Genomic DNA, 24,472 nt, shown 5'->3' on the forward strand with positions numbered 1-24,472 from the left:
TGACTGAATTTGGAGCCTAAATTTCTGAGATGATGTCGGCATCGCGCTTTATCAAACGCGATGCTTCGCTAGGGAGTAAGACACTGATACTACTCAAACCCTTGATCTTTTCGCTTTTCTAACGCATCAAACGATTCATTGGCGAGTTGAGGAAGTGTTTCACAAAGCTCCAATGCTTTTGGTATTTTTCCTTCGACACAGTACTTCTCAATCATTCTTGCTTGTCTTGAAAGCGTTCGATTGCCTAGAGCGAGAGCAGAACTGCCCAGTGTGTGAACCTCGAACTCTAATGTTTGAAGGTCTTTTGTGCTTAATGCTTGCTCTATTTTCTCCATGCGATCGCGTGACTCTTCGACATAGTGATCAATCAAGGTAGGGATGATTTCGGCGCACGTATCTTTGATCATTTGCTGAAGAATATGCTCATCCACTAATTCTTGCTCGATAGTCAATGTGTTATTTATCGTCATAATAGCGCTCCCTATAACATAAACAGTTCGCTTTTTTTAATTTGCTGAGACAGTTTTTCTTTCCACTTTTTTGGTAAGAAACGCAGCTTGGAAACTTGGCGGATTAACTCATCTTTCAGGCTTGGAGTGTGCTTCATGTTCAGTACAGAACCAATCAAGTTCGCATCGCTAGCATCGAGTAGCTTTTTGGCTTGCTCGAGCTGGGTTGCAGTCGTAGAGCCATAATGCGCTACTAACAAAGTAGCATCACATACGCCAGCAATCACTTGAGGCGCAATATTGCTTCGGTTGACACTGAGAAGTGGTGATGTATCTATCACGACGCGCTCGTACTGCGTTAACCATTGTGCAATGTTTTGTTTCAGCGTTGTTGGGTCTCGGTACGCTAACTGAGTACTGGCGAGAGATGGAGCAGGGAGGCCGACTAAAGTTTGGTGTGTATTCTCTCGTGTGATCAAATGGCCAACCTTCTCGTCATCATCAAATTCGTGAACAGTGTGATAAGCGGGTTTGAATAAGTTAAGGTCTACATACAAAGTATTGTGGCCTGCTAAAACCAAGCGCTCTGCAAGAGATGAAGCCACGGAAGTGACACCATCTTCAGATTTACAACCCACAACACAAATCGTTTTGTGGCCTTTCTGTTCACTCTGAAGATAAATTTGCTCAATCTCAGCGTGAGTTGCAGGAATAGTCATTACAACGCTCCTATTAACACGATGGTTGTGGTGATTTGTAAAATATCTCTTAGTCCGGCCCTCGCTTTTTCAACAAAGCTTTCGTCTTTATGGGGAATGTAAATTGTGTCGCCTGCGCGAATGACTGGCAGCTCATAAATGTTGGCTGTTTTACTAAAGTTCACCAAATCAAATGTTCGGGCTTGGCCTTGGCAGCAAGACATATTGACCACACTGATCTTTTCAAGGTAGGCATTATCAGTTGGTCCTCCTGCTTCCGCTAAGAGATCAAGCACAGTCATGTTGTCATTGAATACGTACCGCCCTGGGTCTCTTACTTCACCTAATACGCGTACCGTGGACTCTTTTGAACGATCTAACCAGTTTTTGTTTTTTTCTGGAATGTAAATGGTATCACCGGGACGAACGTGGGGCAGAATTGACTCATCGCCTGTTTCAAAGTACATCGATAAATTCAATTTACTCACTTTGGCATAACCTAGGCCTCGGTGTGTGACACGGATGTTGTGAATATCTGCATCCATTGTCGGTCCATCGGCGGCAGATAAAATATCCAGAAAATGCATATCTTCGGTGAAACGATAGCGCCCAGGTGCATTGATTTGCCCGAAAACGTATATCGATGCGTCAGAGCTTTGGCTTACCCATTGCGACTTATTATCGGATGGGTCGTCAGGCAATGCATGTACCCTTACGACTGTACCAGCGGAAACTCGAGGTAGGCTTGATGTTGGTGAGCCATCCAGAATGTATTGGTCTAAGTCAAATTGTGTCATTTGACCGTTATTGGCGACTTCAATTTTGGTGGTATCAGCTCGTCGAGTTGGGCCACCAACGTGTGCAAGCAGATCAATCAAATCCATTTCGTCTGACCACTCGATGCGTCCAGGGCGAACAACTTCTCCCATCACTGCGACCGCTCGACTAGGTGCTACTTTTAACCAAGACTTCTCATTGAAATCGGTTTTCTCCGGTACGAAAATCGCGTCTCCTGGTCCAACATTTGGTGGTCTGGCTGAAGATAGTCCTTCTGTATGCGCGGTAAGATCGAATTTGATGACTTTGCCATCGGCTTTTATAACGCGAATTTGGCGAGATTCTGCGTAGCGAGTGGGCCCGCCAGCGTTGGCGAGGATATCCATGAAGCTAGCGCCTTGCTTGCCTTCGTATGCCCCAGGATGGGCGACTTCACCCATCACGTAAACCACATTTGCACCTGCTTTGATTTCTTCTTCCTGTTTTGGGACAAAGATGGTGGCACCTGGCAGGATCTCCGGCAGTAGGCTTTGGTCTCCAGTATCAAGGTACTTTTTCAGGTTAAACATGGTTGGGTTATTGTTTGTTATCACGCGAATTTGCTCGACACTGGCATATCGTGTCACGCCGCCAGCTCGCATTACGACATCAACTAGCGTGGTGTTTGGCTTGTATGAGAACGAGCCAGGTGCGTTGACTTCACCAAAGACTTTGATTGCACGAGCGGAATCTGCGCTGTCACCTGAATTCGCGAGTTTTGCTGCATCAAACTCTTGCTCAATATTCCCTACGAGTGGGGAAGCGGGAACAAATAAGACATCCAGTGATTCTAGTTTTGGCAGCTGGCTATTGTCACCCGTATCAAGGAAGCGTTTGTAGTCAAATTCAATGCTTCTATTTCCACGTTTCACGATCATTTTATCAAGCTGAGCCCCTGCGCGCAGGCCGCCAGCTTCGTAAACAAACATTTGAATGTTGGACCCAGAAGGTAAGGTATACTCACCGGGTTTGACCACGTAGCCTTGAACGGACACTAACAACTGTTGCTGTTTAATAAAAACTCGAGCGTTGTTAACGTCACGATACACGGTCTTTAGCCTGTCGATAATCACGTCTTGGAGTTGTTGTTCATTGTAGCCGGCCACTAATACAGGGCCGACTTCTGGTAAATTAATTCGTCCACGACGATCAACCTGAAACCCTTGGTTTAACGACGCCTCTCCAGGTAAGTTAACCTGTATTAAATCACCGACCTTAACAGTATTGCTCTCATCCGCTATGGAAGAAGGTACCCACGCGACCAGACACAACAACATTAAGAGGATAAATGGTTTCATCGTGTTCATAGCGCGCCTCCTGCCGTTGGGTTGCGGTTTATTGAGCTATCGCTATCTGAATTAGGGCTAATAACCTCGATGCTTACTCGACGATTAGTTAAACGCACGGCGGATGTTTCACCTTCATAGAGTGGCAGGTTATCCCCGACAGATTTGGTAGTGACTCTCTCTGAAGTGATACCAAATACGGTTAGGTAACGCTTTACTTGTTCCGCACGCGCTTGAGCAAGTTTCTGGTTGTAATCGGGTGTTCCAGTTGCATCCGCATGCCCCGTTACTACAAGAGATAGGTTAGGGTGGTCACGTAAAATGTAGGCTGCTTCTGCCAAATGTCCCATGTACTTCGGGTTGATTTCTGCTGAATCGACAGCAAACTGGTTGTCGATATTAAGTAGTGCATAGATATCCGAGACTATGTTTAGGTCGCTACGTAGTGCTTCAATATCATCGGGCGGTGTGCAAGTTGTTTGGCTCAGTACGTAGTCGAGTTGTTGTTCGAGCTGGTTTAAGCGTCGACGCTGAATCACAAGGTCGTTGGCAGCGTCGAGTAAAAGCCCACCTTCCAACTCGCGCGCAATTCTATTTTGTTTTTCAAGGGCCTGAACAACTGCCGCAGGAAAACACCAGCGCGCTCCCTCTTGGATTAGTGCGTCTAGATGTAACTTGGTCAATTGCCAATCAAACCTTAACCCATGTTCTGGACCTAAAGGCTCGTCAGGCATCACTGGGGAAAACTGATAATTCTCGATCGAGATATCTTGATAGCTTTCCGCCAAGCCACCTTTCCCGTGTTCTGGGTAGTCAAACGACGAACAACCAAACATGCCGACAACAAGACCGCTTACTGCATATCGTCGTATAAGATTTACCATGCCAACCTCCGTTTAAACCGGTATTTTTAGTGTCCTTTTGAGTTAACGGGAATGGCATGGTTGATACGAAGCAAGCTCATGATTTCTAAAGGTTGGCCTGATACGTTTTCAATACTCATGCTTCTTTCACGTTCAACTAGACGCTTATATAAGTAAACAATGGCACCAATCCCTGAAGAATCAAGAAATTGGACGTGCTGTAGGTTAATTTCGACTTCTTTGTGATGATTGTTGTGAATTACTTCATCAATGTGATGTTGTGCTTGTCGACAGCCACTTGCGTCTAAGTCACCAAAAAACTCAATGGCTAACTTGTCTTGATTGATTTCTAGTTTGCGTAATTCCATGACTCTGTCTCCGTTTGTTTTTCTAATTGGATATAGAGCAGGTAACGTGCCAATTTGAAATTAATGAAAAATCAAACAGTTAAATATTGTTAATGATATTGTTCAATTTGAGAAAGGACTGATTCTCAAATTGAGAATCAAAAATGCACAGAGAAATGGTTTGCTTATAAGAGGTGTTGAACCTAAAGAAGTCATTAGAGCGGGGGATCTCGTCATGATTAGATTCCAACTCGATTGACGAACCATCCGCCTTAAGTGAACAACGTGTAACGACTAAATGCAAAACCTGTCTAAAGTTTATGATTATCTTTGCAAATTATTACTAATGTTGATTGTTATGAGTCGAAGAACAACTAGTAATAAATAGGTCATCGAGAGGACTTACGTTTCAATAAAGACGATTTTTTGTACAAGGTCTTCTTATGCCATTAAAAATGACATTAATTGCGCTGGCTGTTATGGCAGCGTCTTCACAGCTTCAAGCGGATACTTCTCTCGCACCACCAGTTTCTCTTGCACAAAGCTACCAGGATGGTATTGATGTGTCTGAATATTGGTATAGCGAAAAACTTGATGGTGTTCGCGCTTATTGGACTGGGCAACATCTCGTGACGAGAAATGGTAATCGAATCTACGCCCCAGATTGGTTTACAGGACCTTTACCTGATTATCCGTTGGACGGTGAACTTTGGGCTGGGAGAGGTAATTTCCATCTTGTTCAGCAAACGGTGTTAGATAAAACTCCTGTAGAGTCTGCTTGGCGACATATCGACTTTATGATCTTTGATATGCCATATTCCGCTGGTGATTATCGGAAGCGTTATTACAACATCAAAGACTTAGTGCTTGAAGTCGACCAGCCTCATATCAAATATGTCGAGCACCGAGCGATTCAAAATGAAGCTCATCTGTTTACACAGTTGGATAAAATTTCAATATCCGACGGTGAAGGGGTGATGTTGCGGAAGGTATCAAGCCGCTATCAGGCTGGACGCGGTAGTGATTTGCTTAAACTAAAACGATACTCAGATGATGAAGCGTTAGTTGTGGGTTATAAGCCAGGAACAGGGCGCTTGTTAGGTATGATGGGAGCAATGTTAGTTCGCTTACCAAATGGCATTGAGTTTTACATCGGTAGCGGATTTACCGATGAAGTACGTCGCCAGCCTCCGAAAATTGGTTCAACCATTACATTTAGATATAACGGTTTTACACATACTGGTAAACCACGTTTTGCTCGATTCTTGCGTGAAAGATTGAAGGAATAGAACGCTCTGCACTTACTAGTTGCCAACGGTTACGCCACATCGTTTGAAGAGACCCTGCCAAAACTGAACGTGGTTTAGGGTTTCTTGCCTAAATGTCCTATGTGCCTCAATGATGCCATACTGGTGACCATGGAGTTGCATACGGTTCTCCACCAAAGTGGCACCATCATTAAGTTGTTGATAGGTACTGTCTAAATAAGCCAAATAAGGTTGCACTTCTTCAACGTAAATGGATTGAAAGACATTTCTTAAGTAGCGGAACTGAGTGGTGTCTCTGTTCGGCCCGCACAATACATTGCTCTGGTTCTGCTCAAGTAGTTGAGTTGTCGCTTTTAACCAAAGGGATGTGTTTACCATTGAATAGTAAAGTCGTCCGAGTAAACGAGATTTCTCTAACTCTTCTTGATATTGCGTAACTTCCACATCGGGTAGACGTGAGACCGCGCGGTGGGGTAAATCATACATTTCGCTGAAAATACGATAGACATCGTTAATGCGTGCAATATCATTCGTCGTATTTTGAGATAGCCAATCAGAGGCAGTTAGTTGCTTTTGCATGGCGTCACTTACGAGTAGTAAGTTGTCGAGATGAATGTCTAAATGTTGCCACTTGGTTGCGTAAAGCTCTGCCAATGTCGCGCGTTCTTCATCGCTAAGTGGAAATTCGGATAAACATCGATTCATGACTCTTAAAAGGGCAGTTTGATAATCAAAATCATGAAAGGCATCCTGCACCTTTCCAAGTTGTGAGTTTTTCTCGGCAAGTAAATTAAAGAGTCCGCACTGTCGTAATTGATAGCTCTCTAGCAGGCCAATAGATAGCCTTGGCAATGGCTCGAACAAAACGCGTTTCGCAGGAATCGTTACCGTAGACTGTAATGTTATTGGAATAGCAGGAACTTCCAATACATTGGCTACACGTTGATGATACTTATCAAACATGGCGTTCTCTGGATTGAACCAGTTATCACAACCATTAAGAATCAAGATTAAGAACAATAAAATAGACCGCACAAATATCCTTTTTTCTAACTTCGTATCCGTTGTCTAGAGAGCAAAATCAACCGCTTTGTAATCTTGTTATAAGTATACTCAACCGTGTGATTATTCGATCAAAAAAGCCAGCGGATGCTGGCTTTTTTTACTTTTTATTGAACTGAAAAGTTCAATTGCACTTCTGGCTCTTGGCGATGCATCCAACGCATTCTGACGCCTAACATAAAGGCAGCAGAAGATAGGCCGATGATAAAACCAAGCCAGAAGCCTTGTGCTCCCATTGGCTCAACAATCCAGTCTGTACGGCCAAGGACGTAACCAATTGGGAGCCCAAGAATCCAATAAGCAATAAAAGTACGGTTGAAGATGGCTCGCATGTCTTTATAGCCGCGTAATGCACCAGCTGCGATCACTTGAACCGCATCCGTACATTGATAAACAGCGGCAAACACGAGCAGGTGCATCGCTAGAGTGATGACCTCTGGGTTGCTAGTATAAAGCTCGGCGATCCACTCACGAGACAAGACGGTTAAAATCGCTGTGAGAACGGACAATGCTAGACCAACCATAATGCCGACTCGTGACGCTACGCGCGCGCCATCTACGTTTTCTTCACCAAGTCGATGGCCGACACGAATGCTTACTGCTGCACCAATACTCATTGGTAGCATAAATACCAACGAGGAGAAGTTAATCGCGACTTGATGCGCTGCCACAATGATAGGACCCAGTGGTGAAACGAGCAGTGCAACAACAGCAAACAGTGTCACTTCAAAAAACAGCGCTGCAGCAACAGGAAAGCCGAGCTTGAATAGACGAACTTGCGCTTTCCATTGTGGGCGATGCCATTCTCCAAATAGGTTGATGCTTTTCAATCGCTCTGATGTCATCACGTACAGCAATAGCATGGCAAACATGACCCAGTAAACAATCGTGGTTGCTACACCACAGCCAACACCGCCTAATTCAGGTGCACCAAACTTGCCGTACACGAAAATCCAGTTTAGAGGAATGTTGAGCAGCAAACCGATAAAGCCAATAACCATTGCCGGTTTCGTCAATGACATACCATCCGTAAAGCTTCTAAGCGTTTGGAAAAGTAAAAAAGCGGGTACTGCTAATATAACGGCATGAATATATCCCACCGTTTTTTCAGCCATCAGTGCTTCAACATCCATCAGCCCGAGAATAAACTGGGTTTGAAGCAGGACTGCAATTATCGGCACACTGATCAGCAATGCCAAAACGACGCCTTGCTGAATTTCAAACGGGATTTTCACTCGACGACCAGAGCCATTTAACTGTGCGACAACAGGGACCAATGCCATTAATAAACCCACCCCAAACAAAATGGATGGTAGCCAAATACTTGAAGCGACAGAAACCGCAGCCATGTCGGTGGCGCTAACGCCGCCAGCCATTACGGTATCAACAAACCCCATACCAGTTTGAGCGACAGATGCGATCAATACCGGGGTCGCCAATTTGATAAGACTTGATGCTTCTTCTTTATAGCGATGCACGAAAAATACTCCAGAGCGGAACAATAAGTTGAAAGAATGAGAGTACTCGAGGGCAAAAGATGTGGTGAACGGATCTGATGGTTGATTTTAGTCACGATAAGGTGAAAAAATGCCTCGGAGAAACTCCGCGCAAATGATAAACAATTGTATGTTTATATTCCATAGCTAGGTAGTGAATAGTCGATAACACTGACTGGACGCTCTCTACGCTAAGGATACGCTTTTACTGAGAACAGCAGCGAATCATGGTAATGTTGAAACATGCATGAGAACAAACCAGTGTTCATTGAGCCATGGCTTTATCGTCTGCGGTCTTTATTTCCGGCCCGTAGCGCAGTGTTTAGGGCTTAGTCTTCGACTACAGTTGGTATTAAATCAATAGGTAAAAAGAAATGTTTACAGGAATAGTTCAGGGTACGGCGAAGGTCGTTAAAATTGATAAAAAAGAACGCTTTCAAACGCACGTTGTCGAGTTAAGCGATGAACTTTGTAAAGGGTTAGAAATTGGTGCATCCGTTGCACACAACGGATGTTGTCTAACTGTGACTAAGATCGAAGGCAACCTTATCAGTTTTGATTTAATGCAAGCGACATTGGCTCTTACTAATTTAGGTCGGCTGGTGGAAGGGGATAGCGTAAACATTGAGCGCGCGGCTAAGTTTGGTGACGAAATAGGCGGGCATAGCATGTCTGGTCATATTAGTTTAACGGCAGATATTGTCGATATCATCGATACGCCCAATAACCGCACGATTTGGTTCCAACTGCCGCAAGAATCAATGAAATATGTATTAGCGAAAGGTTACATCGGTTTAGATGGTTGCTCGCTAACTATTGGTGAAGTTGAAGCGTGTCGTTTTTCAGTACATCTAATTCCAGAAACCTTGCAGCGAACGCTTTTCGGAGTGAGACAAGTAGGGGAGCGCGTTAATATTGAGTTTGATCCTCAGACTCAAGCAATTGTTGATACTGTTGAGCGCGTTCTTGCAGCAAAACAGCTTTAGAATGAGAAAAAGGAGCCTAGTGCTCCTTTTTCATTTAAGCGTTTTTATATTTCTGATGTTCACATGCTCGAGCTGCTATTCGTAATTGTCATCGATAAATAGTTCGACCTTATCTTGTAACTCATCCACTCGCATATTTAGGTGGATAGCGTGGCAACAAGCTGGGCAATCATCATAAAACTCTTGGTCACCATTACTTGCATCCAATGTAATGCCGATAGAGTGTCCGCAATGCGGGCACTTTACATACCTTTCGGTATAATTTTTCATACAACAACTCCTAATCTCGCAGGGCTTTTAAACACACTATTCATCAAGGAAGCACAGCCCTTTACTTACTTTGCCTACAAGGAAAATAGGCACAATCCAAAGTTAAGTCTCCTTTGATATTAGGTCGAGTTGTTGCTAATTGAGTCGAAATAAGTACAAAACTTGACCCCAAACTCAACCTTGAGCTTAGGGTGATTTTCTGTAGTGATGTGCCTCGAGATTTTACATCTTGAAATATGCAGTGGCTTCCAAATTAATAAGAAATGATTTTATTAATAACCAGTTGAGCCTGTTCCAAGTAATGGCCGCCAAACAAATTACAATGGTTGAGAACATGGTAAAGGTTATAGATATCTTTACGTTCCTCATAGCTTGAAGAAAGTGGCATAACCGATTCGTAGCCTTGATAAAATTCTGGTTGAAATCCACCAAAAAGCTCTGTCATCGCAATATCACACTCCCTGTCCCCCCAATAGCACGCAGGATCGTAACAGATAGGACCGAATGCAGTGAGTGCCGCATTTCCATTCCATAAATCGCCATGCAACAAAGAAGGTTCCGGAGCATGGTTTGCTAGCCGCTGTTTTACGACATCGATAAAGTCATCGATATCAACCAAGGTGACGCCTTTTTCTTTAAGGAGCTGTAATTGCCAACCTATGCGTTGCTCAGCAAAGAATACACACCATTTCTTGTGCCATTTGTTGGGCTGTAGAGTCGAACCGAGATAGTTGTCGGTATCAAAACCAAACTCTTTTTGCTCGCCCCACTGGTGTAGGTGAGCTAATTGTTGCCCAAATTTAAAGCTGTTGGGACCATCTTCTAATGGTTTCGTTGGAAGGTAGTTAAGAATTAGGAATGAGGCATTTTTGGTTTTACCAACCAATACCACCTCAGGTACAAATAGGGTGGATGTTTCACGCAAAAGATGCAGGCTTTCAGCTTCTACCTCAAACTTAGACAAAAACTCGCGATCGTTAATTTTCACAAAATAACGTTGCTCACCATCATTGATCATGTAGCTTTCACTGATATCCCCACCAGACAGCCTTACTTTTTCCGTGATCTGGTAATCGAACAATAAAGTATCAGAAAGCTGTTGCGATATTGCTTGCCACATACAAAACCTCGCGAATCTATTTGACCACCAATAGTTTAGGATAAATAGCAGGGAGTTGGCGTTATGTTGAGCATACTTAGTAAAGAAACCTTCCTCTTAGTGTAGTCAATTTGTATAAATGTGAATCAAATCGCTTATAAGCCTCTGATTTGTTGGCTTAGCATATGGAGATGAACGTTTACAACAGGTATTATGATTTTTTTGACGTTAGTTCCATTGGTGGCATGAAAATACTGATATGTGATGACTCAGCTGTTGCAAGAAAGCTTATTGCGCGTTCTATCGTACAAGATACATCATTGCATCTTATTGAAGCGCAAGATGGTTATGAGGCGCTTAATATTCTTGCTGAGCAAAATATCGATATTTTGTTTCTCGATTTAACGATGCCCATAATGGATGGTTTTGAGGTCCTCGAATCATTACCTGTTAGTCAGTACGCGACCAAAATCGTCATTATTTCTGGAGATGTTCAACAAGAGGCAAAACAGCGCTGTCTCGATCTTGGTGCTCAAGCTTTTATCGCTAAGCCTCTGACAGAAGAGCAGGTGCTCCCACTATACGAACAATTAGGGCTGCATTATGCGTTCAAACCTAGTCATTCGGTTGATTCTAAAAGCCAGGGTTGCGAAGAGCTTTCCTTACTAGCCAAATTCCGTGAAATTGCGAACATTGCCCTTGGTAAAGGGGCTGCGATTATGGCCGACCATTTACATGAGTTCATCCAACTTCCTGTTCCTCATGTTGGACCTTTGTCCTACGGCGAGCTTCATATGACACTGGTTGATGTGGTTGGGCGTGACAGTTCCGTTGCGGTAGCGCAGAGGTTTGTCGGTGGTGGTATTCACGGAGAGGCACTGGTGTGCTTACGTGGTAGGGATATCAATCAGATTGGGGAAAAATTAGGTTACCTCCTTGAGTTTACGCCTCATAATGAAATCATCTTGAATATCTCTAACCTACTGGTCTCGTCATTTCTCACATCATTGGGCGATCAACTCGACAAGCAGTTCTCACTTCGTCAGCCAGGCATTGTGGATACCTTAACACCTTATTGTGAAGAGCAAGGCGAGTTGGGTGAGCTCTTTACTATCGAATACACCTACATGGCAGAAGCGCTCGATTTCGAGTGCGAGGTACTGTTTTTAATTGATAAGCCATCCGTAGAAATAATCTATGAAATCATGGAGCTAATCTAATGTCCGATATCACGCTGGACATAGCAGACTTTCATTGGGTCACACAAATTCTCGATACGATGGATTCAGGGCTTATTGTTTTGGATCAAGAGTATAAAGTGTGTGTGTGGAACAGTTTTATGCAGTCATACAGTGGCGTTCTATCACAAGAAATTCTTGGTGAATGTTTATTTGAGCATTTTGAAGAGCTGCCAAGAACTTGGCTAGAAACCAAGATAAAAGCTGCCGCCGATCTGGAAACTCGTTCTTTTTCTAGCTGGGAAAACCGACCGTACCTTTTTAAGTTCAACAATTTTTCTCCGGTTTCAAACAGCAGTGATTTTATGTATCAAGATATCGTGATCACGCCGTTAATTGGGCTTTCAGGAGAGGTCAGCCACATAGCGATTCAAGTCAATGATGTTTCTGAAACTGCGAGAAATCGCATTCATTTGAAAGAAACAAATCAACATTTGTCGGAAATCAGTCGCAAAGATGGTTTAACAGGTTTATTTAATCGCGCTTATTGGGAGCAATCATTGAAAGATGAGTTTGCTCACTTAAAAGTTATCGACGGACCATGCTCATTAGTAATATTCGATATCGACCACTTTAAGAAGGTGAATGATACTTATGGTCACCCGACAGGGGACGAAGTCATTCGTCGAACCTCTGCCTTGTTGAGAAAAACAGCAAGAAGCAGTGACATCTGCGGTCGTTTTGGTGGTGAAGAGTTTACGGTACTACTTCCTCACACAAACCAGGAGCAAGCTTGCTATTTCGCAGAGCGTTTGCGCAAAAGAATTGAGCAAGAGATCGTGAAAGTGGAAGATTTTTTGATTAATTACACGATAAGTATTGGTGTTTGCGAGTATAAGCCTTATTTTGAAACTCACACTCAATGGTTAAAGAGTGCCGATGCTGCGCTGTATCGTGCAAAAGAAAATGGTCGTAACCAAACCTGTTTGCATGAAAATGACTGAAATATAAAAAGGTTTGAAGAAACCCTGTATCCGAATTCAGTGAAGCAAAGCTCAATTGTTTGAAAATCATCCAGTTGGCTCGTGAATGTTTGTTAATATGAAATAAGTTAATGAAATTTTCTCGGCATGTCTTACTATTGAAACTATTCTGCTTTCAGCTTCGAAGGCTTGCAATAAACGGAGAAAAACAGTGGTTTTAGAAACCGATGGATATCTCGCTCTTATCGAGCACTTGTCTCTAAATCTAGATATTTTTACGACCGAAATTGGCGACACTGGATCCGAAAGCATCGAAGATGTTGTCACCGATATGGTGGCTTCAAACATCATGGCGATTTTTGAGCAAAATCCAGAACTTCACTCGAGCGTACGCTTCAAATTGTTGAAAGAGGCTGATGCAGTTGTTGAAGATCTTGGTGAGATATTGGCTGGGGTATGGCATAAAAAAGCGACCAATGAACAGATCACGTTCCTTGATGAATACATCGCTCTGGTCAAAAATCTGTTCGATAATGCTGTTGCGACTTACGACTGATATTGTTTTAACTTACAGCAATGTCCGGTTAAAGAGTGAGAGGAGTTACATTGTAACTCTTCTTATTTGCCAAAACTTAGATGCCCAGTATGGGTTGTCGATTCTTGAAATAATCACACCTCTAGACGTCGATGCATGCATGAACTGCTTGTTACCCAAGTAAATTCCGACATGATAAGTTGTACGTCTTGTTTTAAAAAACACTAGATCCCCTTGCTTGGCATCCGTCCAACTTAACTCCACACCTTGCTTTGATTGCTGCTTCGTTGTCCTTGGTAACGAGAGCTGATAAGCCTCAATAAACGCTTTTTGTACAAATGCTGAGCAATCAATTCCAGATTTCTGTGTCCCGCCTAAGCGATAAGGCGTGCCGTGCCACTCTGTGTAAAAGTCGAACAAGTCTGGGTTGTCCGACAATAGCTGATTTGTAGGTGTTGTCACCTGTGCTTGCTCACTAGGCTCAGGCCCAGAAGAGCAGGCGCTTAGTAGCACACTGATTATCAAAGGAAAATATACTCGACGCAAATCACCACCTGTCATCTCTATGACTCACAACTGAAATATTAGTGTCATAACCAATCCATAGTATGGGCTGCAAATCACGGTTTTGTCTCACAAATGTGACGGAATCACTGCAGAACCGATTCAACCTTAAGAAAGAATAAAAATTGATTATGGCAAAGCGAAAACGCTCACGCACATCACTTTCACTGATTCAGGCTGTCAGTGCAACATTTTTAACTATCATTGCTCTTGTTATAGCCCTTTCTGTCTCAAGTTTCAAAGGAATGGAACAGGTAGGGGAACAATTTGAAGACTTGTCGCAAAAAGCATTACCAATCGCGATGGCAAACGCAAAGTTAACCAGGAATGTATTGGAGATGGTTAAGCTACTCAACCATGGTATGCAGATTACTGAGCCGAAAGAGTTGCCTCTCATAAAAGAGCAAATCGACTCTCTTGCAACTCAAAGCACAACTTTGGTTGTGAAAGCGTCTGGTGTAGCTCAGCAACTCTCGGAGGAGTTAGACACCAAACTAGCGCGTTTACATAACATCACGCAGTCCATTTTGTTGAAGCAATCTTCGGTGATACAAATTCAAATGGATATTGATGCCGCTGTTGGTGGTTTTCGCTATGGGCTTAGCTCTATCGGCCCGGAAATGAATCGAATCAGTTCGTTCCTTAGTGCTGATAATCCTGAGTCGAGCGATGCCGCTAACCGTTTCATTGCTTCTGCAAGCTCAATGGAAAGTACGTTCTTAGTCATGATGATGCACTCAGAATTAAACAAAGCCGAAAAAGAATACCGAGAAATGCGAAATCGCATAGCAGGTATTAAACTCGCCTATGAAGACTTCCAATCTTTCCATCCTGAAGTAAGTGAATATGCAAGCTTAACCGCACCATATGAGATGGTGAAACAAGGCTTTAGTGAAAAGGGCGTGCTGCGTTTGATCCTCGCCAAACTAGAACAAGGGGAATTGCAACGTTCAGAGTTTAAACAGGCTTCGATGCTTGCGGATGAAACCATGCGGTTACTTGATCAAATCTCCCAAACCGCTGGTCAGTTGATCGATGAAAAGGAGCGGGTGGTCAACGAGACCATTGAATCGGTGAGCGTTGTGCTCGTGTTTGCGGCGTGTGTGATTTCTTTTATTATTCTGGTTACTTGGTTTAGCCTAAAGTCATGGACAAACCGAGGGTTAAGGAATGTACTAACGCGTCTTTCAGCACTTACCGAACATGATTTTCGTGACAAGGCAGAAGAAGTCGGCCCCTATGAGCTGAAGGAAGTAGCACGAAAGTTGAATCAAGTAATCGATTCCACTCATGACTCCATTCAAACGGTGACGCGCAATTGTGAAACGCTTTATAAGACGGCAGAAGTAAGTCACAGTGCAGCCGAACAAACAAGTGATGGGTTGGCAACACAAAATGAAGCGTTGTCGAGTATGATCACGACCATAACGCAGCTTGAAGCCTCTATTCGTGAAATAGCAATGGTGACAAATGCATCTTCACAGGACTCGCTCCTTGCAACCCAACACACTGAAAAAGGGGTTCAAGTCGTGGAACAAAACCGCGAACGTTTGGAGTCATTAGAAAGCTCTTTGGATGTAAATGAACAGTCAATGTTAGAGCTAGACCAGCGTGTAAAACAGATTCGTGAAATGGTCGATATGATCAGTGGGATCGCGGACAACACCAACTTACTTGCTCTCAACGCGGCAATAGAGGCTGCCCGTGCTGGTGAGCAAGGGCGTGGATTTGCGGTTGTCGCTGATGAAGTTCGCAAACTTGCAAGTGATACCTCTCAACAAACTACGAACATCCGAGAAATGATGAGCGAGCTTATTACTGCCGCAGAGCGTTCGCGCCAAGCAGTTAATGATTCAAGAGAAGAAATGACCCACGCGCTACAGTCCAGCAATGAAGTGAAATCGACATTTTCTGATATCAACCTCGCGGTTAAGCACATTCAAGAACGTGTTGAGCAAATCTCAGTTGCTACAGAAGAACAAGAACGAGCGACGGCAGATGTATCTCAATCCATCACGCATATTTCTGATCTTGGCGAACGCACAAAGCTGCAGCTTGAGTCTATGGTTGAGAGTTCTGAGCAAGTGGCGGAAATTGCCGGGCACCAGCAAGCAATGCTGCACAAGTATGAGCTTCATCAGACCAAGTAAATGAGATGTTTCCACCGACTAAAAGCAGAACCTCGGTTCTGCTTTTTTGTTACGGCTACCCATTCAATGGCCCCTATTTGCATTGCAAAAGTGAGTTACATCTCATCTCGTTCATTTCTAAAGGGTTTAGTTATCACAACGTGATGTTAATGCTTTGTTCGAGGGACTCGTTGACTAGAATGTCGCCAGAATTCAAAGGAATGAATCATGCAGTTATCACAAAGAGCCAGCCTCATACTAGTTAATCATCACCAAGAGCTTTTGCTTATCCACCGCGTTCGAAACGACAGACAGTATTGGGTTTTCCCTGGCGGCAGTGTTGAAGCAGGTGAGAAACCTGTTGAAGCTGCTAAAAGAGAAGCGCTGGAAGAAACCTCAATAGAACTTGGCTCGGTTAAGAAAGTTTTGGAACTCGAAAATCAAGGTCGCTTAGAAACCTATTTTCTTTCTTATGTAGGGAACTTAAAAGTGAAACTAGGGAGTGGGCCAGAGCAAATCAGAAAATCAGATGTTAATCAGTACCATTTGAAGTGGGTGCGTGTAGAGCAACTTCACTCGATTTCTTTATATCCAGAGAAAGCTAAAGCCTTTTGCTTGAAGCATAAGGAGTGGTTTTGTGATCGATAAAGTTTGCCCCGTCGTTCTACGTAATCAAAATCAAGAGATCCTACTTTTTAAACATCCGTTGGCGGGTGTTCAGCTCGTCAAGGGCACTGTTGAAGTGTTTGATGAAAGTTACATCATAGCAGCCAAGCGGGAGCTCGCTGAGGAGTCTGGTATCACACATGTTCGTTCCGCACGATATTTATGCTCATGGGACAGTGGCTTTCAAAATCAAGTATGGCATTTTGTTTTGTGTGAGTGTGCTGGCCTCGCTAATTCATGGCTGTTTCATACGCAAGACGATGGCGGATATGATTTTGCGTTCTTCTGGCACGATGTCGAGAGCGGCCTTCCCGCGAATGCACATACTGTGTTTCAGCGCGGGCTGGAAAAGGTACGAGAGTTGATAAACCAAGGCGTGATTTAAAGGAGGATTTTGTCATTGCATTGGCGGATTTGGGCGAAACGCCACAGCAAACACTATGCTTCTACTAGAAGCAAATAAAGAAGGTAGAGCAGCCGTTACTGTTCTCATCGTGTTGATAATGGCACTGTCGATCTCAAAAATGGCGATGAGATTACAAATGTTTAAGTGACTTCTATATGCTTTGCTCATTCATTCAGATAAGGAAACGGTAATGGATAAATTCGTCGTGTTTCTCTTATGCCTTTTTATGACAGTTGGCGGAGTGGTTCATCTTTATGACAACATTGTTGGTGGCTTTTTACCTTACGATTTTGCGCCACGCTGGTTGAATATGTATTGGAGCGCTTTGGGACTATTGGACTTATTAGCAGCGTATCTATTGGTCAAGCATCGCCGCTCTGGCCTAGTCGTTATGTTATTGATTCTTATAACCAATGTTATCTTTAGTTCCCACGCTCACTATACATTAGAAATATTAGATAACAACGTCGCCCTACAAATGAAGACACTGTTTTTAGGGTTCTCATTTGGGGTATCTATCTGGTTATGGAATGCGCGAAAACATAGTCAATCGCGCCAAATATTTCGTTAATTATTATTTTCACAACACTCGATTAAGGATTGTAAACAGGGACTCGTTATGAACGATTTTAAAGACTTGGCCAGTTTTGCTGGTTTCAGCGTACTGACAGGTTTGAGCTTTGCCACCACTTTCTTCAGCCTTGCTTTTCTATACAGCTCAATAGAGGCACAGCAAGTAATGAACACCAATGCTTTGGCATGTGCAGTGCTTGGTGTTGTTGGTTTATTTGTTGGTATTACTCAGTTAAACAAAAAGCGTCAGCTAGCAGAAAACTAATCTGTTCTTACACATCATGAGGATGAAGTAGTGTTTAACAGGGGTTTAGGCTTGGTCTATTCGTTTTGTTGACATACTTCATCCAACAATATTTTTTCAACCATTACTTCTTCTCTTTATTGTAGCGAAAGGGCTGCGTTAAAAGCTTATCTAATCTTTGCTCTTCTTCGTCTCTAATTTCCGGCACACCAATAACAACATCATCATGACCCAACTTAGGCTGAGCTCGGTATGTCCCAAAAAAGCGGTCCCAAACTGAAAGGAAAAAACCAAAGTTTGAGTGGGTCTCTTTTACTATCACTGAATGGTGCACGCGATGCATGTCTGGTGTAACGATGACGTTTCGCAGTTTTTGGTCTATGGATAAAGCCAGTTTTGCATTACTGTGATTAAACATCGCGCTCGCATTAAGCACAATTTCAAATACCACAATTCCGATAGGTGAAACACCTAAGATAAACACGGCTGCAATTTTTACTCCCATTGAAATGATTATTTCGAAGGGATGAAAGCGTGCGCCTGTAGTGACGTCTATGTCGAGATCGGCGTGATGCATTCGGTGAATCTTCCACAGCGGCTTTACATGATGAAAGACAACATGCTGAGCGTAAATGACGAAATCAAGCAAAATGACGGTTAGAAAAATATTTAACCAAGCGGGGAGGGACAGAATATTGAGCAGCCCCCATTGTTGCTCCTGAGCTATGACCGCAGCTTGAAAGGCGGCGATAGGCATGATTAAAGCAATAACTAGGCTGTTAAAAGCGACCAATGACAAGTTATTGACCCAGCGAAACCTGCGCGAAGCGGTCAGTGTTTTTCTAGGCAATTTGTTTTCCCAAATGGCACAAAGCAATAATACGCCAAGGAAAAAGCCTAATCTGAGCCATGAGGGTTCTTGAAATGTCGTTTCTGTCACTGTCATTCCCTTATTTGTTTCTTTATCTATGACCGAGATAAGAGTGAAATTATTTCAACACACTGCTGATGGGCTTATCTTGAGGCGAAACCATAATATCAGTAGAATCGCGCTCTACTTTTTACTTGGCATTACTTACCATGAGAATTCACGCTTTCCACCGTTTATATCAGTACCGACAATCTATCTCAACCAAGCCTTTCAACGCGCGTGGATGTAAAGTGGTTCGTTGCCAATATTGCCAGGTTTCTGAGCAACACTGTTTGTGCAACCTTCAGCCAAACATCAAGGCCAATATTGCATGTATGTTGATTGTTTCTGAAAACGAAGTGTTTAAGCCAAGTAATACCGGTCGTCTAATCGCTGATACGATTCAAGAGACTTACGTGTATCAATGGAACCGAACAGAACCGTCTGAAGAGATGCTAGCGCTACTACAGGATGACAGTTACCAACCGGTGATTGTATTTCCTGCAGACTATGTGGATGATCCCTCTCGTTTAATTGAAGATCTAGAGCCAGGGCGATTGGTAAAAGAAGATGTCGAGAACAAAAAATGGTTGCTGATCTTTATTGATGGTAGCTGGCGTGAGGCACGAAAGATATTCCGTCGTTCTGATTTTCTTAAATCTTTGCCTGTGCTTTCCATTGAGCCGGAATCTCTGTCTGAATACATCATGCGCCGCTCCGAGAATGAGCAGCATCTTTCAACCGCCGAAGTCGCGACATTAGTTTTAAAACAAGCTGGTGAGCCTAAAGCTGCGGAATGCCTTCAATTGTGGTTTGAAGCCTTCAGAGAAACTTACATGCTGAGCAAGACTCGAGTCAAAAACGACCCTAACCAGCCTCACTTGAAACGTTTCAAAGAGTGGATGAAAACCGAGAGCTGACTCTAAGGAATGAGCTTTTGTTGATGGTATGTTGTTCAACTGGCTTCGGTGAGGGGATAAATCTGCATTCGGTCACGGTTTGCAGGCGTACAGATATGGATAATGCCATCAGTTTATACTTTTGACTCCAGCCATTTTGAGAGTCGTTTGAAGCATTTTTTAGGAGAGAAATACATGTATTACGGCTTTGATGTCGGTGGCACTAAAATTGAATTTGGTGCATTTAACGAGAAGCTTGAGCGTGTAGCGACGGAACGTGTACCTACACCAACAGACAACTACGAGCTGCTGGTTGATACCATTGCGGAATTGGTGAATAAATACGATACAGAGTTTGGCTGCGAAGGTACGATTGGTCTTGGCTTGCCAGGTATGGAAGACGCCGATGATGCAACGGTACTAACAGTTAACGTTCCTGCGGCAAAAGGCAAACCACTTCGTGCTGATCTGGAAGCTAAAATCGGTCGCAGCGTAAAAATTGAAAACGATGCAAACTGTTTCGCGCTTTCTGAAGCGTGGGACGAAGATCTTCAAGATGAACCATCTGTACTAGGTTTGATCCTTGGTACTGGTTTTGGCGGTGGCTTTATCTACGAAGGTAAAGTATTCTCTGGCCGCAACCACGTAGCGGGTGAGGTGGGTCACACACGTCTTCCTATCGACGCATGGTTCCACCTGGGCGAAAACGCACCATTACTTGGCTGTGGCTGTGGCAACAAAGGCTGTTTAGATAGTTACCTATCTGGTCGTGGTTTCGAGCTTCTTTACGCGCATTACTACGGCGAAGAGAAGAAAGCGATCGACATTATTAAAGCGCACGCAGAGGGTGAAGAGAAAGCAGTAGAGCACGTCGAGCGCTTTATGGAGCTGCTAGCAATCTGCTTTGCAAACCTGTTTACTGCAACAGACCCACACACCGTTGTACTTGGTGGAGGCTTATCTAACTTCGAATTGATTTACGAAGAGATGCCAAAACGCATCCCTAAACACTTATTGTCTGTAGCTAAGTGTCCTAAGATCATCAAAGCAAAACACGGTGATTCAGGTGGTGTACGCGGCGCTGCGTTCTTAAACATCAAGTAGTGACTGAAACCTTACTCGATACAAAGTAAGAAGAAATTTAAAGCCCCGTTTAGACCATCAAGGTAAAACGGGGCTTTTACTTGTATATCGAAGTAACTTATATACCCAAGTAACTTCTATATGCTTGGGTATAGAGCACGAACAAAAAATAGCATGCATAAAAAACTCGCGACGAATCGCGAGTTTTCTGTTTACAGCTAAGCTTATTTGTTCTTTTTGCCTACGCCTAGGTTTTCTTTTTGAGCTAGGGTGATTTTACTAAAGCCTAATTTTCTGAAGTAGTTGTCGCGGTAGTTGCGCACCGCTTTAGTGTCAGACACTGCTTCGATTTGTTGCTCCATCTTTAGGAACTCAGTGATATCGATACCTTCTGCCTCGGCAACTGCTTCTTGAATGTTGCGGTGTTGCTGGTATGAGAATGTCAGTTCTTTGTCTTGGTCTTTGTAAGTGTAAAGAATGGTGCGAGCCATAGCTGTCTCTCTGAAAAGGTTTCTGTATTAAACAAAAAGGCCAGACTCGCTGACCTTTGAATTTCTAGTTTGAGCTAGATTCTGCCTTGAAGTGGGATAATTGTCACGCTTTCTCCCGCTTTTACTGTATCAATAGCTGGGGAGATTTCGATCAAACAGTTTGCCTCACTCATTGAGCGCAAAATACCAGAGCCTTGCTTGCCTGTTGTACGAACGGTTAAACGGCCAGTTGCATCCAGTTCATAGACGCCACGGCTAAACTCGGTACGACCTTGTCGAGAGCGAAGGTTTTCAGTCGCGATGGCATTCACTTTCAGAGGCTTCCAGCCTTGTTCGCCTTGCATCTTACGCAGTGCAGGCTCAACAAAGTTGATGAATGAAACCATCACTGCCACAGGGTTGCCCGGCAGACCAAAGAACGGCTTGTTGTTGATTTGACCAAACGCTAATGGACGTCCCGGACGCATGTTGATTCGCCAAAAATCGATTTGACCAAGTTTATCCAAGGCAAGTTTGATGTAATCCGCATCACCAACGGATACGCCACCAGAAGTCATAACCACGTCCGCTTGCGCCGATGCGTTTTCCAATGCTTCAATCATTAACTGTTCGTTGTCTTCCAGAATACCGAAGTCCAAGATCTCGCAGCCGAACTTTTCAAGCATGCCCATGATGGTAAAACGGTTGGAATCGTAGATAGAATTCGCTTTTTGCTCTGTTCCCGGCGCTTGTACTTCGTCACCGGTGGAGAACACGGCAACTTTCAATTTTCGGAATACATTCGCTTCACCAAAGCCAAGCGAAGCGATCATGCCCATTTCTGGAGAGGCGAGGCGAGTGCCTGCGGTAAAGACGTCACTGCCGATAGCGAGATCTTCACCTGCTTGACGAACGTTTTGGCCTGCTTTGATATTCGCACCGTTAAAAGTGACCCTGTCACCTTCTTGAATGGCTTGCTCACGCATGACCACTGTATCGCCGTTACGTGGTGTTGGTGCGCCAGTCATGATCTTAACTGCTTGACCAACTTCCAGAGGCTGATCGTAAGCATGGCCCGCCATCACTTCAGCAACCACTTGGTAGCTATCACGGTCAACATCATCACTGCGGATGGCATAACCGTCCATCGCGGAGTTGGTGTATTGCGGCACATTTACTGGTGAAACGATATGTTCCGCAAGAACGCGGCCATAGGCGTTTTCAATCTTGCATGCTTCTATTTCCGAAACCGTGTTCACCAAAGAAAGGATTTTCTCTTGGCCTTGAACCACAGAAAGGAAAGCAGGAGAAAGTGTGTCGCAACATGCGGCTTCTTTCTCTTTGTTTTTTGGTGCTTTCGCTTCTTGAACATACTGAATAACGAACTGAGCAATCGCTTCAAGATCATTGATGTTCATTTGTGGCAGTTCAGAGTCCAACTCGCCGCCGTCTGAAGCGATAGCGATGATGTTTTCATCGTTTGGATAAAGCCAAGGCTTGCCGACTTCTTCACGGTGCAATTCGATTTTAGGAAACGCGATGTTTTTGCAGCCTTCGACCAAAACCACATCAAGCATGTCTTCATCAAAACGTGTTAATAGGAATTCAAACTCCGCTTCGGCTTCTGGCGTTTCTGTCATTAACGCAAAACGGTTGCGAGAAGCAATCAGCATTTGAGATGCGCCAGCTTTGCGTAAACGGTAGCTGTCTTTACCCGGCTTATCGACATCGAAGTTGTGGTGCGCATGTTTTAGCATGCCAATGCGTAAACCTGCTTCGGTCAGCTTTGGCAATAGGGCTTCAAGTAGCGTGGTTTTGCCTGTGCCTGAATAAGCTGCAAAACCAAGAATAGGAATGTTTAGCGTGTGTTTCATGATTCTAATTGTCCAAATTGCGCCAGTTCTTCCGGAGTGTTCAAGTTGACGAAACAGTTTGGTGAGTCGCTAAAGTCAACGTAACTAGTGTTGCACTCTTTGTAGAGCAGAATGATTTTGCGGTCGCCACGTTCTAAAAATGCGGTGAGTTTTGGCAGTACGCGCTTGTGGTAGAGCGTAAAAACAGGTTGCTGATGGTCACCATCATGCGCGACCAAAATATCGCTGTCTTCTTTGACGAACTGGCAGAAACGCTCGACAAGGTCGGTGCTAATTTGTGGACTATCGCAAGGTACAAATCCGACCCAGTCAGTTTCAGCATGCATCAAACCCGCGTGAATACCGCCCATAGGCCCAGGGAAATCTTTAAATTGATCACTAAATACGAAACCAAATTTGCTGTACGCATCTTGGTTTCGGTTGGCATTAATTAAAATGCGTGGAGTTTGTGGAGATAAACGTTCAATAACGTGTTCGATGAGTGGCTTCTGATTTAACTCAATCAGACCTTTATCTTTTCCACCCATACGGCTGGCTTGGCCACCAGCCAAAATGACCCAACTAGTTTGTGTTGGTTGAAGCATATGCATTCTCTTGGGATGTTTCTTTTGGTATGACATACAACAGAGGAGACTCTATCAAAGTCTTGTCTTTAATCCACCACTGTTTTTTACATAAGTCGGTCAGTGCGTTGGCCTGATGACTTGTCACCACGATACTGGAACCACGATCCAAAAGATCTTTCGCCATCACCACCAATCGTTCAATGGATTCTTGGTCTAAAGACGCACTTGGCTCATCCATCAATAAAATCGACGGCTTTAAGATCCAAGCCCTTGCCATGGCAACGCGCTGTTTTTCACCGCCGGACAACACGGAAATATGTTCGTCCGCTAAGGTTTCTAAACCTACCATGCGCAGCGCGTGAATAACTTGAGCTCGCTTATCTTTTTGCGTGTCTTGTTGATATTTCACTCCATAGACTACGTTTTCATATACAGTGCCGTCAAAAAGGTAAGGGGATTGATGGAGATAAATCACATCGACACGACCATTGCGACGCGTCAGTCTTTTCAGCCACGTATCTTTTGGCGCAACAACATCACCAGTAGAGGGTTTGAGCAAGCCAGCAAGGATTTTGAGTAGGGTAGTTTTGCCCACACCATTGTCACCCTTGAGATAAATGGCATCATTTGGGCCGATGGCTAACTCAGGGATGTGGAAAAGCACACGCTCTTTAAAGCGCATGGATAACTGTTCGGCGGTGATTTTTATAGTCATAATTCGCCTCGACATGGGGTTAATGGTGAGTCGTTTG

The 24,472-nt window shown here is 43.8% G+C and carries 27 protein-coding genes; 12 read left to right on the forward strand and 15 right to left on the reverse strand.

Annotated features, from left to right (window positions below; genetic code table 11):
• Positions 1 to 89: 89 nt before the first annotated feature.
• The 5 genes from R7D93_RS14945 to R7D93_RS14965 are packed head-to-tail and all read right to left on the reverse strand — an operon-like array spanning position 90 to position 4,480.
• On the reverse strand, positions 90 to 470 hold the full coding sequence (locus R7D93_RS14945) for an Hpt domain-containing protein (protein WP_225496869.1): 381 nt from the start codon (positions 468 to 470) through the stop codon (positions 90 to 92).
• An 11-nt stretch (positions 471 to 481) separates the two neighbouring features.
• Positions 482 to 1,168 carry an AAA family ATPase gene (locus tag R7D93_RS14950; RefSeq protein WP_005377635.1) on the reverse strand — a complete coding sequence of 229 codons (687 nt, stop codon included), beginning with the start codon at positions 1,166 to 1,168 and terminating at the stop codon, positions 482 to 484.
• Positions 1,168 to 3,270, reverse strand: a complete 2,103-nt coding sequence (locus R7D93_RS14955) for an SLBB domain-containing protein (protein WP_213872005.1) — start codon at positions 3,268 to 3,270, stop codon at positions 1,168 to 1,170. Before R7D93_RS14955 ends, R7D93_RS14950 begins: the two co-directional genes overlap by 1 nt.
• Entirely contained in the window at positions 3,267 to 4,133 is an 867-nt protein-coding gene (locus R7D93_RS14960; protein ID WP_065274524.1) for an OmpA family protein, read from the reverse strand. The genes R7D93_RS14955 and R7D93_RS14960 overlap by 4 nt, the downstream gene beginning before the upstream one ends.
• 26 nt (positions 4,134 to 4,159) lie before the next feature.
• Positions 4,160 to 4,480 (reverse strand): STAS domain-containing protein, encoded by a 321-nt coding sequence (locus R7D93_RS14965; protein WP_017634929.1) that lies wholly within the window; start codon positions 4,478 to 4,480, stop codon positions 4,160 to 4,162.
• A gap of 422 nt (positions 4,481 to 4,902) precedes the next feature.
• Here R7D93_RS14965 and R7D93_RS14970 point away from each other — a divergent pair, with 422 nt between their 5' ends.
• Positions 4,903 to 5,748 carry a DNA ligase gene (locus R7D93_RS14970; protein ID WP_005377629.1) on the forward strand — a complete coding sequence of 282 codons (846 nt, stop codon included), beginning with the start codon at positions 4,903 to 4,905 and terminating at the stop codon, positions 5,746 to 5,748.
• A gap of 15 nt (positions 5,749 to 5,763) precedes the next feature.
• Here the strand turns inward: R7D93_RS14970 and R7D93_RS14975 are convergent, their stop codons facing one another.
• Together R7D93_RS14975 and R7D93_RS14980 are read right to left on the reverse strand one after the other, a co-directional pair.
• Positions 5,764 to 6,762, reverse strand: a complete 999-nt coding sequence (locus tag R7D93_RS14975; protein ID WP_081107491.1) for a DUF3080 domain-containing protein — start codon at positions 6,760 to 6,762, stop codon at positions 5,764 to 5,766.
• A 134-nt stretch (positions 6,763 to 6,896) separates the two neighbouring features.
• Positions 6,897 to 8,267, reverse strand: coding sequence for an MATE family efflux transporter (locus R7D93_RS14980; RefSeq protein ID WP_005377626.1), 1,371 nt, complete (start codon positions 8,265 to 8,267; stop codon positions 6,897 to 6,899).
• A 392-nt stretch (positions 8,268 to 8,659) separates the two neighbouring features.
• Between R7D93_RS14980 and R7D93_RS14985 the strand changes: the two genes are divergently transcribed.
• Positions 8,660 to 9,271, forward strand: a complete 612-nt coding sequence (locus R7D93_RS14985) for a riboflavin synthase (RefSeq protein ID WP_005377625.1) — start codon at positions 8,660 to 8,662, stop codon at positions 9,269 to 9,271.
• Positions 9,272 to 9,346: 75 nt separating this feature from the next.
• Here the strand turns inward: R7D93_RS14985 and R7D93_RS14990 are convergent, their stop codons facing one another.
• The gene (locus R7D93_RS14990; protein ID WP_017634925.1) at positions 9,347 to 9,541 is read right to left on the reverse strand and encodes a CPXCG motif-containing cysteine-rich protein; all 195 of its coding nucleotides are present in this window, start codon (positions 9,539 to 9,541) and stop codon (positions 9,347 to 9,349) included.
• A gap of 253 nt (positions 9,542 to 9,794) precedes the next feature.
• Complete coding sequence (locus tag R7D93_RS14995; RefSeq protein WP_005377623.1) at positions 9,795 to 10,661, reverse strand: fructosamine kinase family protein; 867 nt, start codon at positions 10,659 to 10,661, stop codon at positions 9,795 to 9,797.
• A 224-nt stretch (positions 10,662 to 10,885) separates the two neighbouring features.
• On the opposite strand from R7D93_RS14995, the gene R7D93_RS15000 reads away from it, so the two are divergent.
• The 3 genes from R7D93_RS15000 (at position 10,886) to R7D93_RS15010 (ending at position 13,357) form a co-directional block, all read left to right on the forward strand.
• Positions 10,886 to 11,860: a response regulator gene (locus tag R7D93_RS15000; protein ID WP_151514771.1), complete on the forward strand. Its 975-nt coding sequence runs from the start codon at positions 10,886 to 10,888 to the stop codon at positions 11,858 to 11,860.
• A complete protein-coding gene (locus R7D93_RS15005; RefSeq protein WP_025766666.1) occupies positions 11,860 to 12,822 on the forward strand; it encodes a GGDEF domain-containing protein in 963 nt (320 codons plus the stop codon). The genes R7D93_RS15000 and R7D93_RS15005 overlap by 1 nt, the downstream gene beginning before the upstream one ends.
• A 190-nt stretch (positions 12,823 to 13,012) precedes the next feature.
• Positions 13,013 to 13,357 (forward strand): DUF3802 family protein, encoded by a 345-nt coding sequence (locus R7D93_RS15010; RefSeq protein WP_005377620.1) that lies wholly within the window; start codon positions 13,013 to 13,015, stop codon positions 13,355 to 13,357.
• 45 nt (positions 13,358 to 13,402) lie between these two features.
• Here R7D93_RS15010 and R7D93_RS15015 read toward each other — a convergent pair whose 3' ends face one another.
• A complete protein-coding gene (locus tag R7D93_RS15015) occupies positions 13,403 to 13,897 on the reverse strand; it encodes an NlpC/P60 family protein (protein WP_025998640.1) in 495 nt (164 codons plus the stop codon).
• A 134-nt stretch (positions 13,898 to 14,031) separates the two neighbouring features.
• Here R7D93_RS15015 and R7D93_RS15020 point away from each other — a divergent pair, with 134 nt between their 5' ends.
• The 5 genes from R7D93_RS15020 to R7D93_RS15040 all read left to right on the forward strand — a co-directional run bounded on the left by R7D93_RS15020 (position 14,032) and on the right by R7D93_RS15040 (position 17,939).
• Complete coding sequence (locus R7D93_RS15020; RefSeq protein WP_225496871.1) at positions 14,032 to 16,050, forward strand: methyl-accepting chemotaxis protein; 2,019 nt, start codon at positions 14,032 to 14,034, stop codon at positions 16,048 to 16,050.
• Between the two features lie 207 nt (positions 16,051 to 16,257).
• Complete coding sequence (locus R7D93_RS15025) at positions 16,258 to 16,677, forward strand: NUDIX domain-containing protein (RefSeq protein ID WP_053307086.1); 420 nt, start codon at positions 16,258 to 16,260, stop codon at positions 16,675 to 16,677.
• Positions 16,667 to 17,080 (forward strand): NUDIX hydrolase, encoded by a 414-nt coding sequence (locus tag R7D93_RS15030; protein ID WP_225496873.1) that lies wholly within the window; start codon positions 16,667 to 16,669, stop codon positions 17,078 to 17,080. The genes R7D93_RS15025 and R7D93_RS15030 overlap by 11 nt, the downstream gene beginning before the upstream one ends.
• Before the next feature lie 211 nt (positions 17,081 to 17,291).
• A complete protein-coding gene (locus R7D93_RS15035; RefSeq protein ID WP_005377611.1) occupies positions 17,292 to 17,672 on the forward strand; it encodes a hypothetical protein in 381 nt (126 codons plus the stop codon).
• Between the two features lie 48 nt (positions 17,673 to 17,720).
• Entirely contained in the window at positions 17,721 to 17,939 is a 219-nt protein-coding gene (locus R7D93_RS15040) for a hypothetical protein (protein WP_005389537.1), read from the forward strand.
• 103 nt (positions 17,940 to 18,042) lie between these two features.
• Here the strand turns inward: R7D93_RS15040 and R7D93_RS15045 are convergent, their stop codons facing one another.
• On the reverse strand, positions 18,043 to 18,858 hold the full coding sequence (locus R7D93_RS15045) for a sterol desaturase family protein (RefSeq protein ID WP_031781345.1): 816 nt from the start codon (positions 18,856 to 18,858) through the stop codon (positions 18,043 to 18,045).
• A 140-nt stretch (positions 18,859 to 18,998) separates the two neighbouring features.
• Between R7D93_RS15045 and R7D93_RS15050 the strand changes: the two genes are divergently transcribed.
• Positions 18,999 to 19,748, forward strand: coding sequence for a tRNA-uridine aminocarboxypropyltransferase (locus R7D93_RS15050; protein WP_054576894.1), 750 nt, complete (start codon positions 18,999 to 19,001; stop codon positions 19,746 to 19,748).
• 174 nt (positions 19,749 to 19,922) lie between these two features.
• Positions 19,923 to 20,831, forward strand: coding sequence for an N-acetylglucosamine kinase (nagK, locus tag R7D93_RS15055; protein ID WP_005377586.1), 909 nt, complete (start codon positions 19,923 to 19,925; stop codon positions 20,829 to 20,831).
• A 203-nt stretch (positions 20,832 to 21,034) separates the two neighbouring features.
• Here nagK and R7D93_RS15060 read toward each other — a convergent pair whose 3' ends face one another.
• The 4 genes from R7D93_RS15060 to R7D93_RS15075 form a co-directional block, all read right to left on the reverse strand.
• Positions 21,035 to 21,301: a DUF2960 domain-containing protein gene (locus tag R7D93_RS15060; RefSeq protein ID WP_005377584.1), complete on the reverse strand. Its 267-nt coding sequence runs from the start codon at positions 21,299 to 21,301 to the stop codon at positions 21,035 to 21,037.
• Between the two features lie 74 nt (positions 21,302 to 21,375).
• The gene (locus R7D93_RS15065; protein ID WP_225496876.1) at positions 21,376 to 23,154 is read right to left on the reverse strand and encodes a bifunctional molybdopterin-guanine dinucleotide biosynthesis adaptor protein MobB/molybdopterin molybdotransferase MoeA; all 1,779 of its coding nucleotides are present in this window, start codon (positions 23,152 to 23,154) and stop codon (positions 21,376 to 21,378) included.
• Positions 23,151 to 23,738, reverse strand: coding sequence for a molybdenum cofactor guanylyltransferase MobA (gene mobA / locus R7D93_RS15070; protein ID WP_225496878.1), 588 nt, complete (start codon positions 23,736 to 23,738; stop codon positions 23,151 to 23,153). Before mobA ends, R7D93_RS15065 begins: the two co-directional genes overlap by 4 nt.
• Positions 23,716 to 24,435 (reverse strand): energy-coupling factor ABC transporter ATP-binding protein, encoded by a 720-nt coding sequence (locus tag R7D93_RS15075; protein ID WP_025766658.1) that lies wholly within the window; start codon positions 24,433 to 24,435, stop codon positions 23,716 to 23,718. Before R7D93_RS15075 ends, mobA begins: the two co-directional genes overlap by 23 nt.
• Between the last annotated feature and the right edge of the window lie 37 nt (positions 24,436 to 24,472).

It is taken from the genome of Vibrio sp. YT-15 (genome assembly GCF_033337445.1).
Taxonomy (GTDB): Bacteria; Pseudomonadota; Gammaproteobacteria; order Enterobacterales; family Vibrionaceae; genus Vibrio; species Vibrio alginolyticus.

Bases quoted from the DNA above. Each gene is read 5' to 3' on its own strand.
- R7D93_RS14945 (WP_225496869.1), bottom strand. From the start codon at position 470: ATGACGATAAATAACACATTGACTATCGAGCAAGAATTAGTGGATGAG.
- R7D93_RS14950 (WP_005377635.1), bottom strand. From the start codon at position 1,168: ATGACTATTCCTGCAACTCACGCTGAGATTGAGCAAATTTATCTTCAG.
- R7D93_RS14955 (WP_213872005.1), bottom strand. From the start codon at position 3,270: ATGAACACGATGAAACCATTTATCCTCTTAATGTTGTTGTGTCTGGTC.
- R7D93_RS14960 (WP_065274524.1), bottom strand. From the start codon at position 4,133: ATGGTAAATCTTATACGACGATATGCAGTAAGCGGTCTTGTTGTCGGC.
- R7D93_RS14965 (WP_017634929.1), bottom strand. From the start codon at position 4,480: ATGGAATTACGCAAACTAGAAATCAATCAAGACAAGTTAGCCATTGAG.
- R7D93_RS14970 (WP_005377629.1), top strand. From the start codon at position 4,903: ATGCCATTAAAAATGACATTAATTGCGCTGGCTGTTATGGCAGCGTCT.
- R7D93_RS14985 (WP_005377625.1), top strand. From the start codon at position 8,660: ATGTTTACAGGAATAGTTCAGGGTACGGCGAAGGTCGTTAAAATTGAT.
- R7D93_RS14990 (WP_017634925.1), bottom strand. From the start codon at position 9,541: ATGAAAAATTATACCGAAAGGTATGTAAAGTGCCCGCATTGCGGACAC.
- R7D93_RS14995 (WP_005377623.1), bottom strand. From the start codon at position 10,661: ATGTGGCAAGCAATATCGCAACAGCTTTCTGATACTTTATTGTTCGAT.
- R7D93_RS15000 (WP_151514771.1), top strand. From the start codon at position 10,886: ATGAAAATACTGATATGTGATGACTCAGCTGTTGCAAGAAAGCTTATT.
- R7D93_RS15005 (WP_025766666.1), top strand. From the start codon at position 11,860: ATGTCCGATATCACGCTGGACATAGCAGACTTTCATTGGGTCACACAA.
- R7D93_RS15015 (WP_025998640.1), bottom strand. From the start codon at position 13,897: ATGACAGGTGGTGATTTGCGTCGAGTATATTTTCCTTTGATAATCAGT.
- R7D93_RS15020 (WP_225496871.1), top strand. From the start codon at position 14,032: ATGGCAAAGCGAAAACGCTCACGCACATCACTTTCACTGATTCAGGCT.
- R7D93_RS15025 (WP_053307086.1), top strand. From the start codon at position 16,258: ATGCAGTTATCACAAAGAGCCAGCCTCATACTAGTTAATCATCACCAA.
- R7D93_RS15035 (WP_005377611.1), top strand. From the start codon at position 17,292: ATGGATAAATTCGTCGTGTTTCTCTTATGCCTTTTTATGACAGTTGGC.
- R7D93_RS15040 (WP_005389537.1), top strand. From the start codon at position 17,721: ATGAACGATTTTAAAGACTTGGCCAGTTTTGCTGGTTTCAGCGTACTG.
- R7D93_RS15050 (WP_054576894.1), top strand. From the start codon at position 18,999: ATGAGAATTCACGCTTTCCACCGTTTATATCAGTACCGACAATCTATC.
- nagK (WP_005377586.1), top strand. From the start codon at position 19,923: ATGTATTACGGCTTTGATGTCGGTGGCACTAAAATTGAATTTGGTGCA.
- R7D93_RS15060 (WP_005377584.1), bottom strand. From the start codon at position 21,301: ATGGCTCGCACCATTCTTTACACTTACAAAGACCAAGACAAAGAACTG.
- R7D93_RS15065 (WP_225496876.1), bottom strand. From the start codon at position 23,154: ATGAAACACACGCTAAACATTCCTATTCTTGGTTTTGCAGCTTATTCA.
- mobA (WP_225496878.1), bottom strand. From the start codon at position 23,738: ATGCTTCAACCAACACAAACTAGTTGGGTCATTTTGGCTGGTGGCCAA.
- R7D93_RS15075 (WP_025766658.1), bottom strand. From the start codon at position 24,435: ATGACTATAAAAATCACCGCCGAACAGTTATCCATGCGCTTTAAAGAG.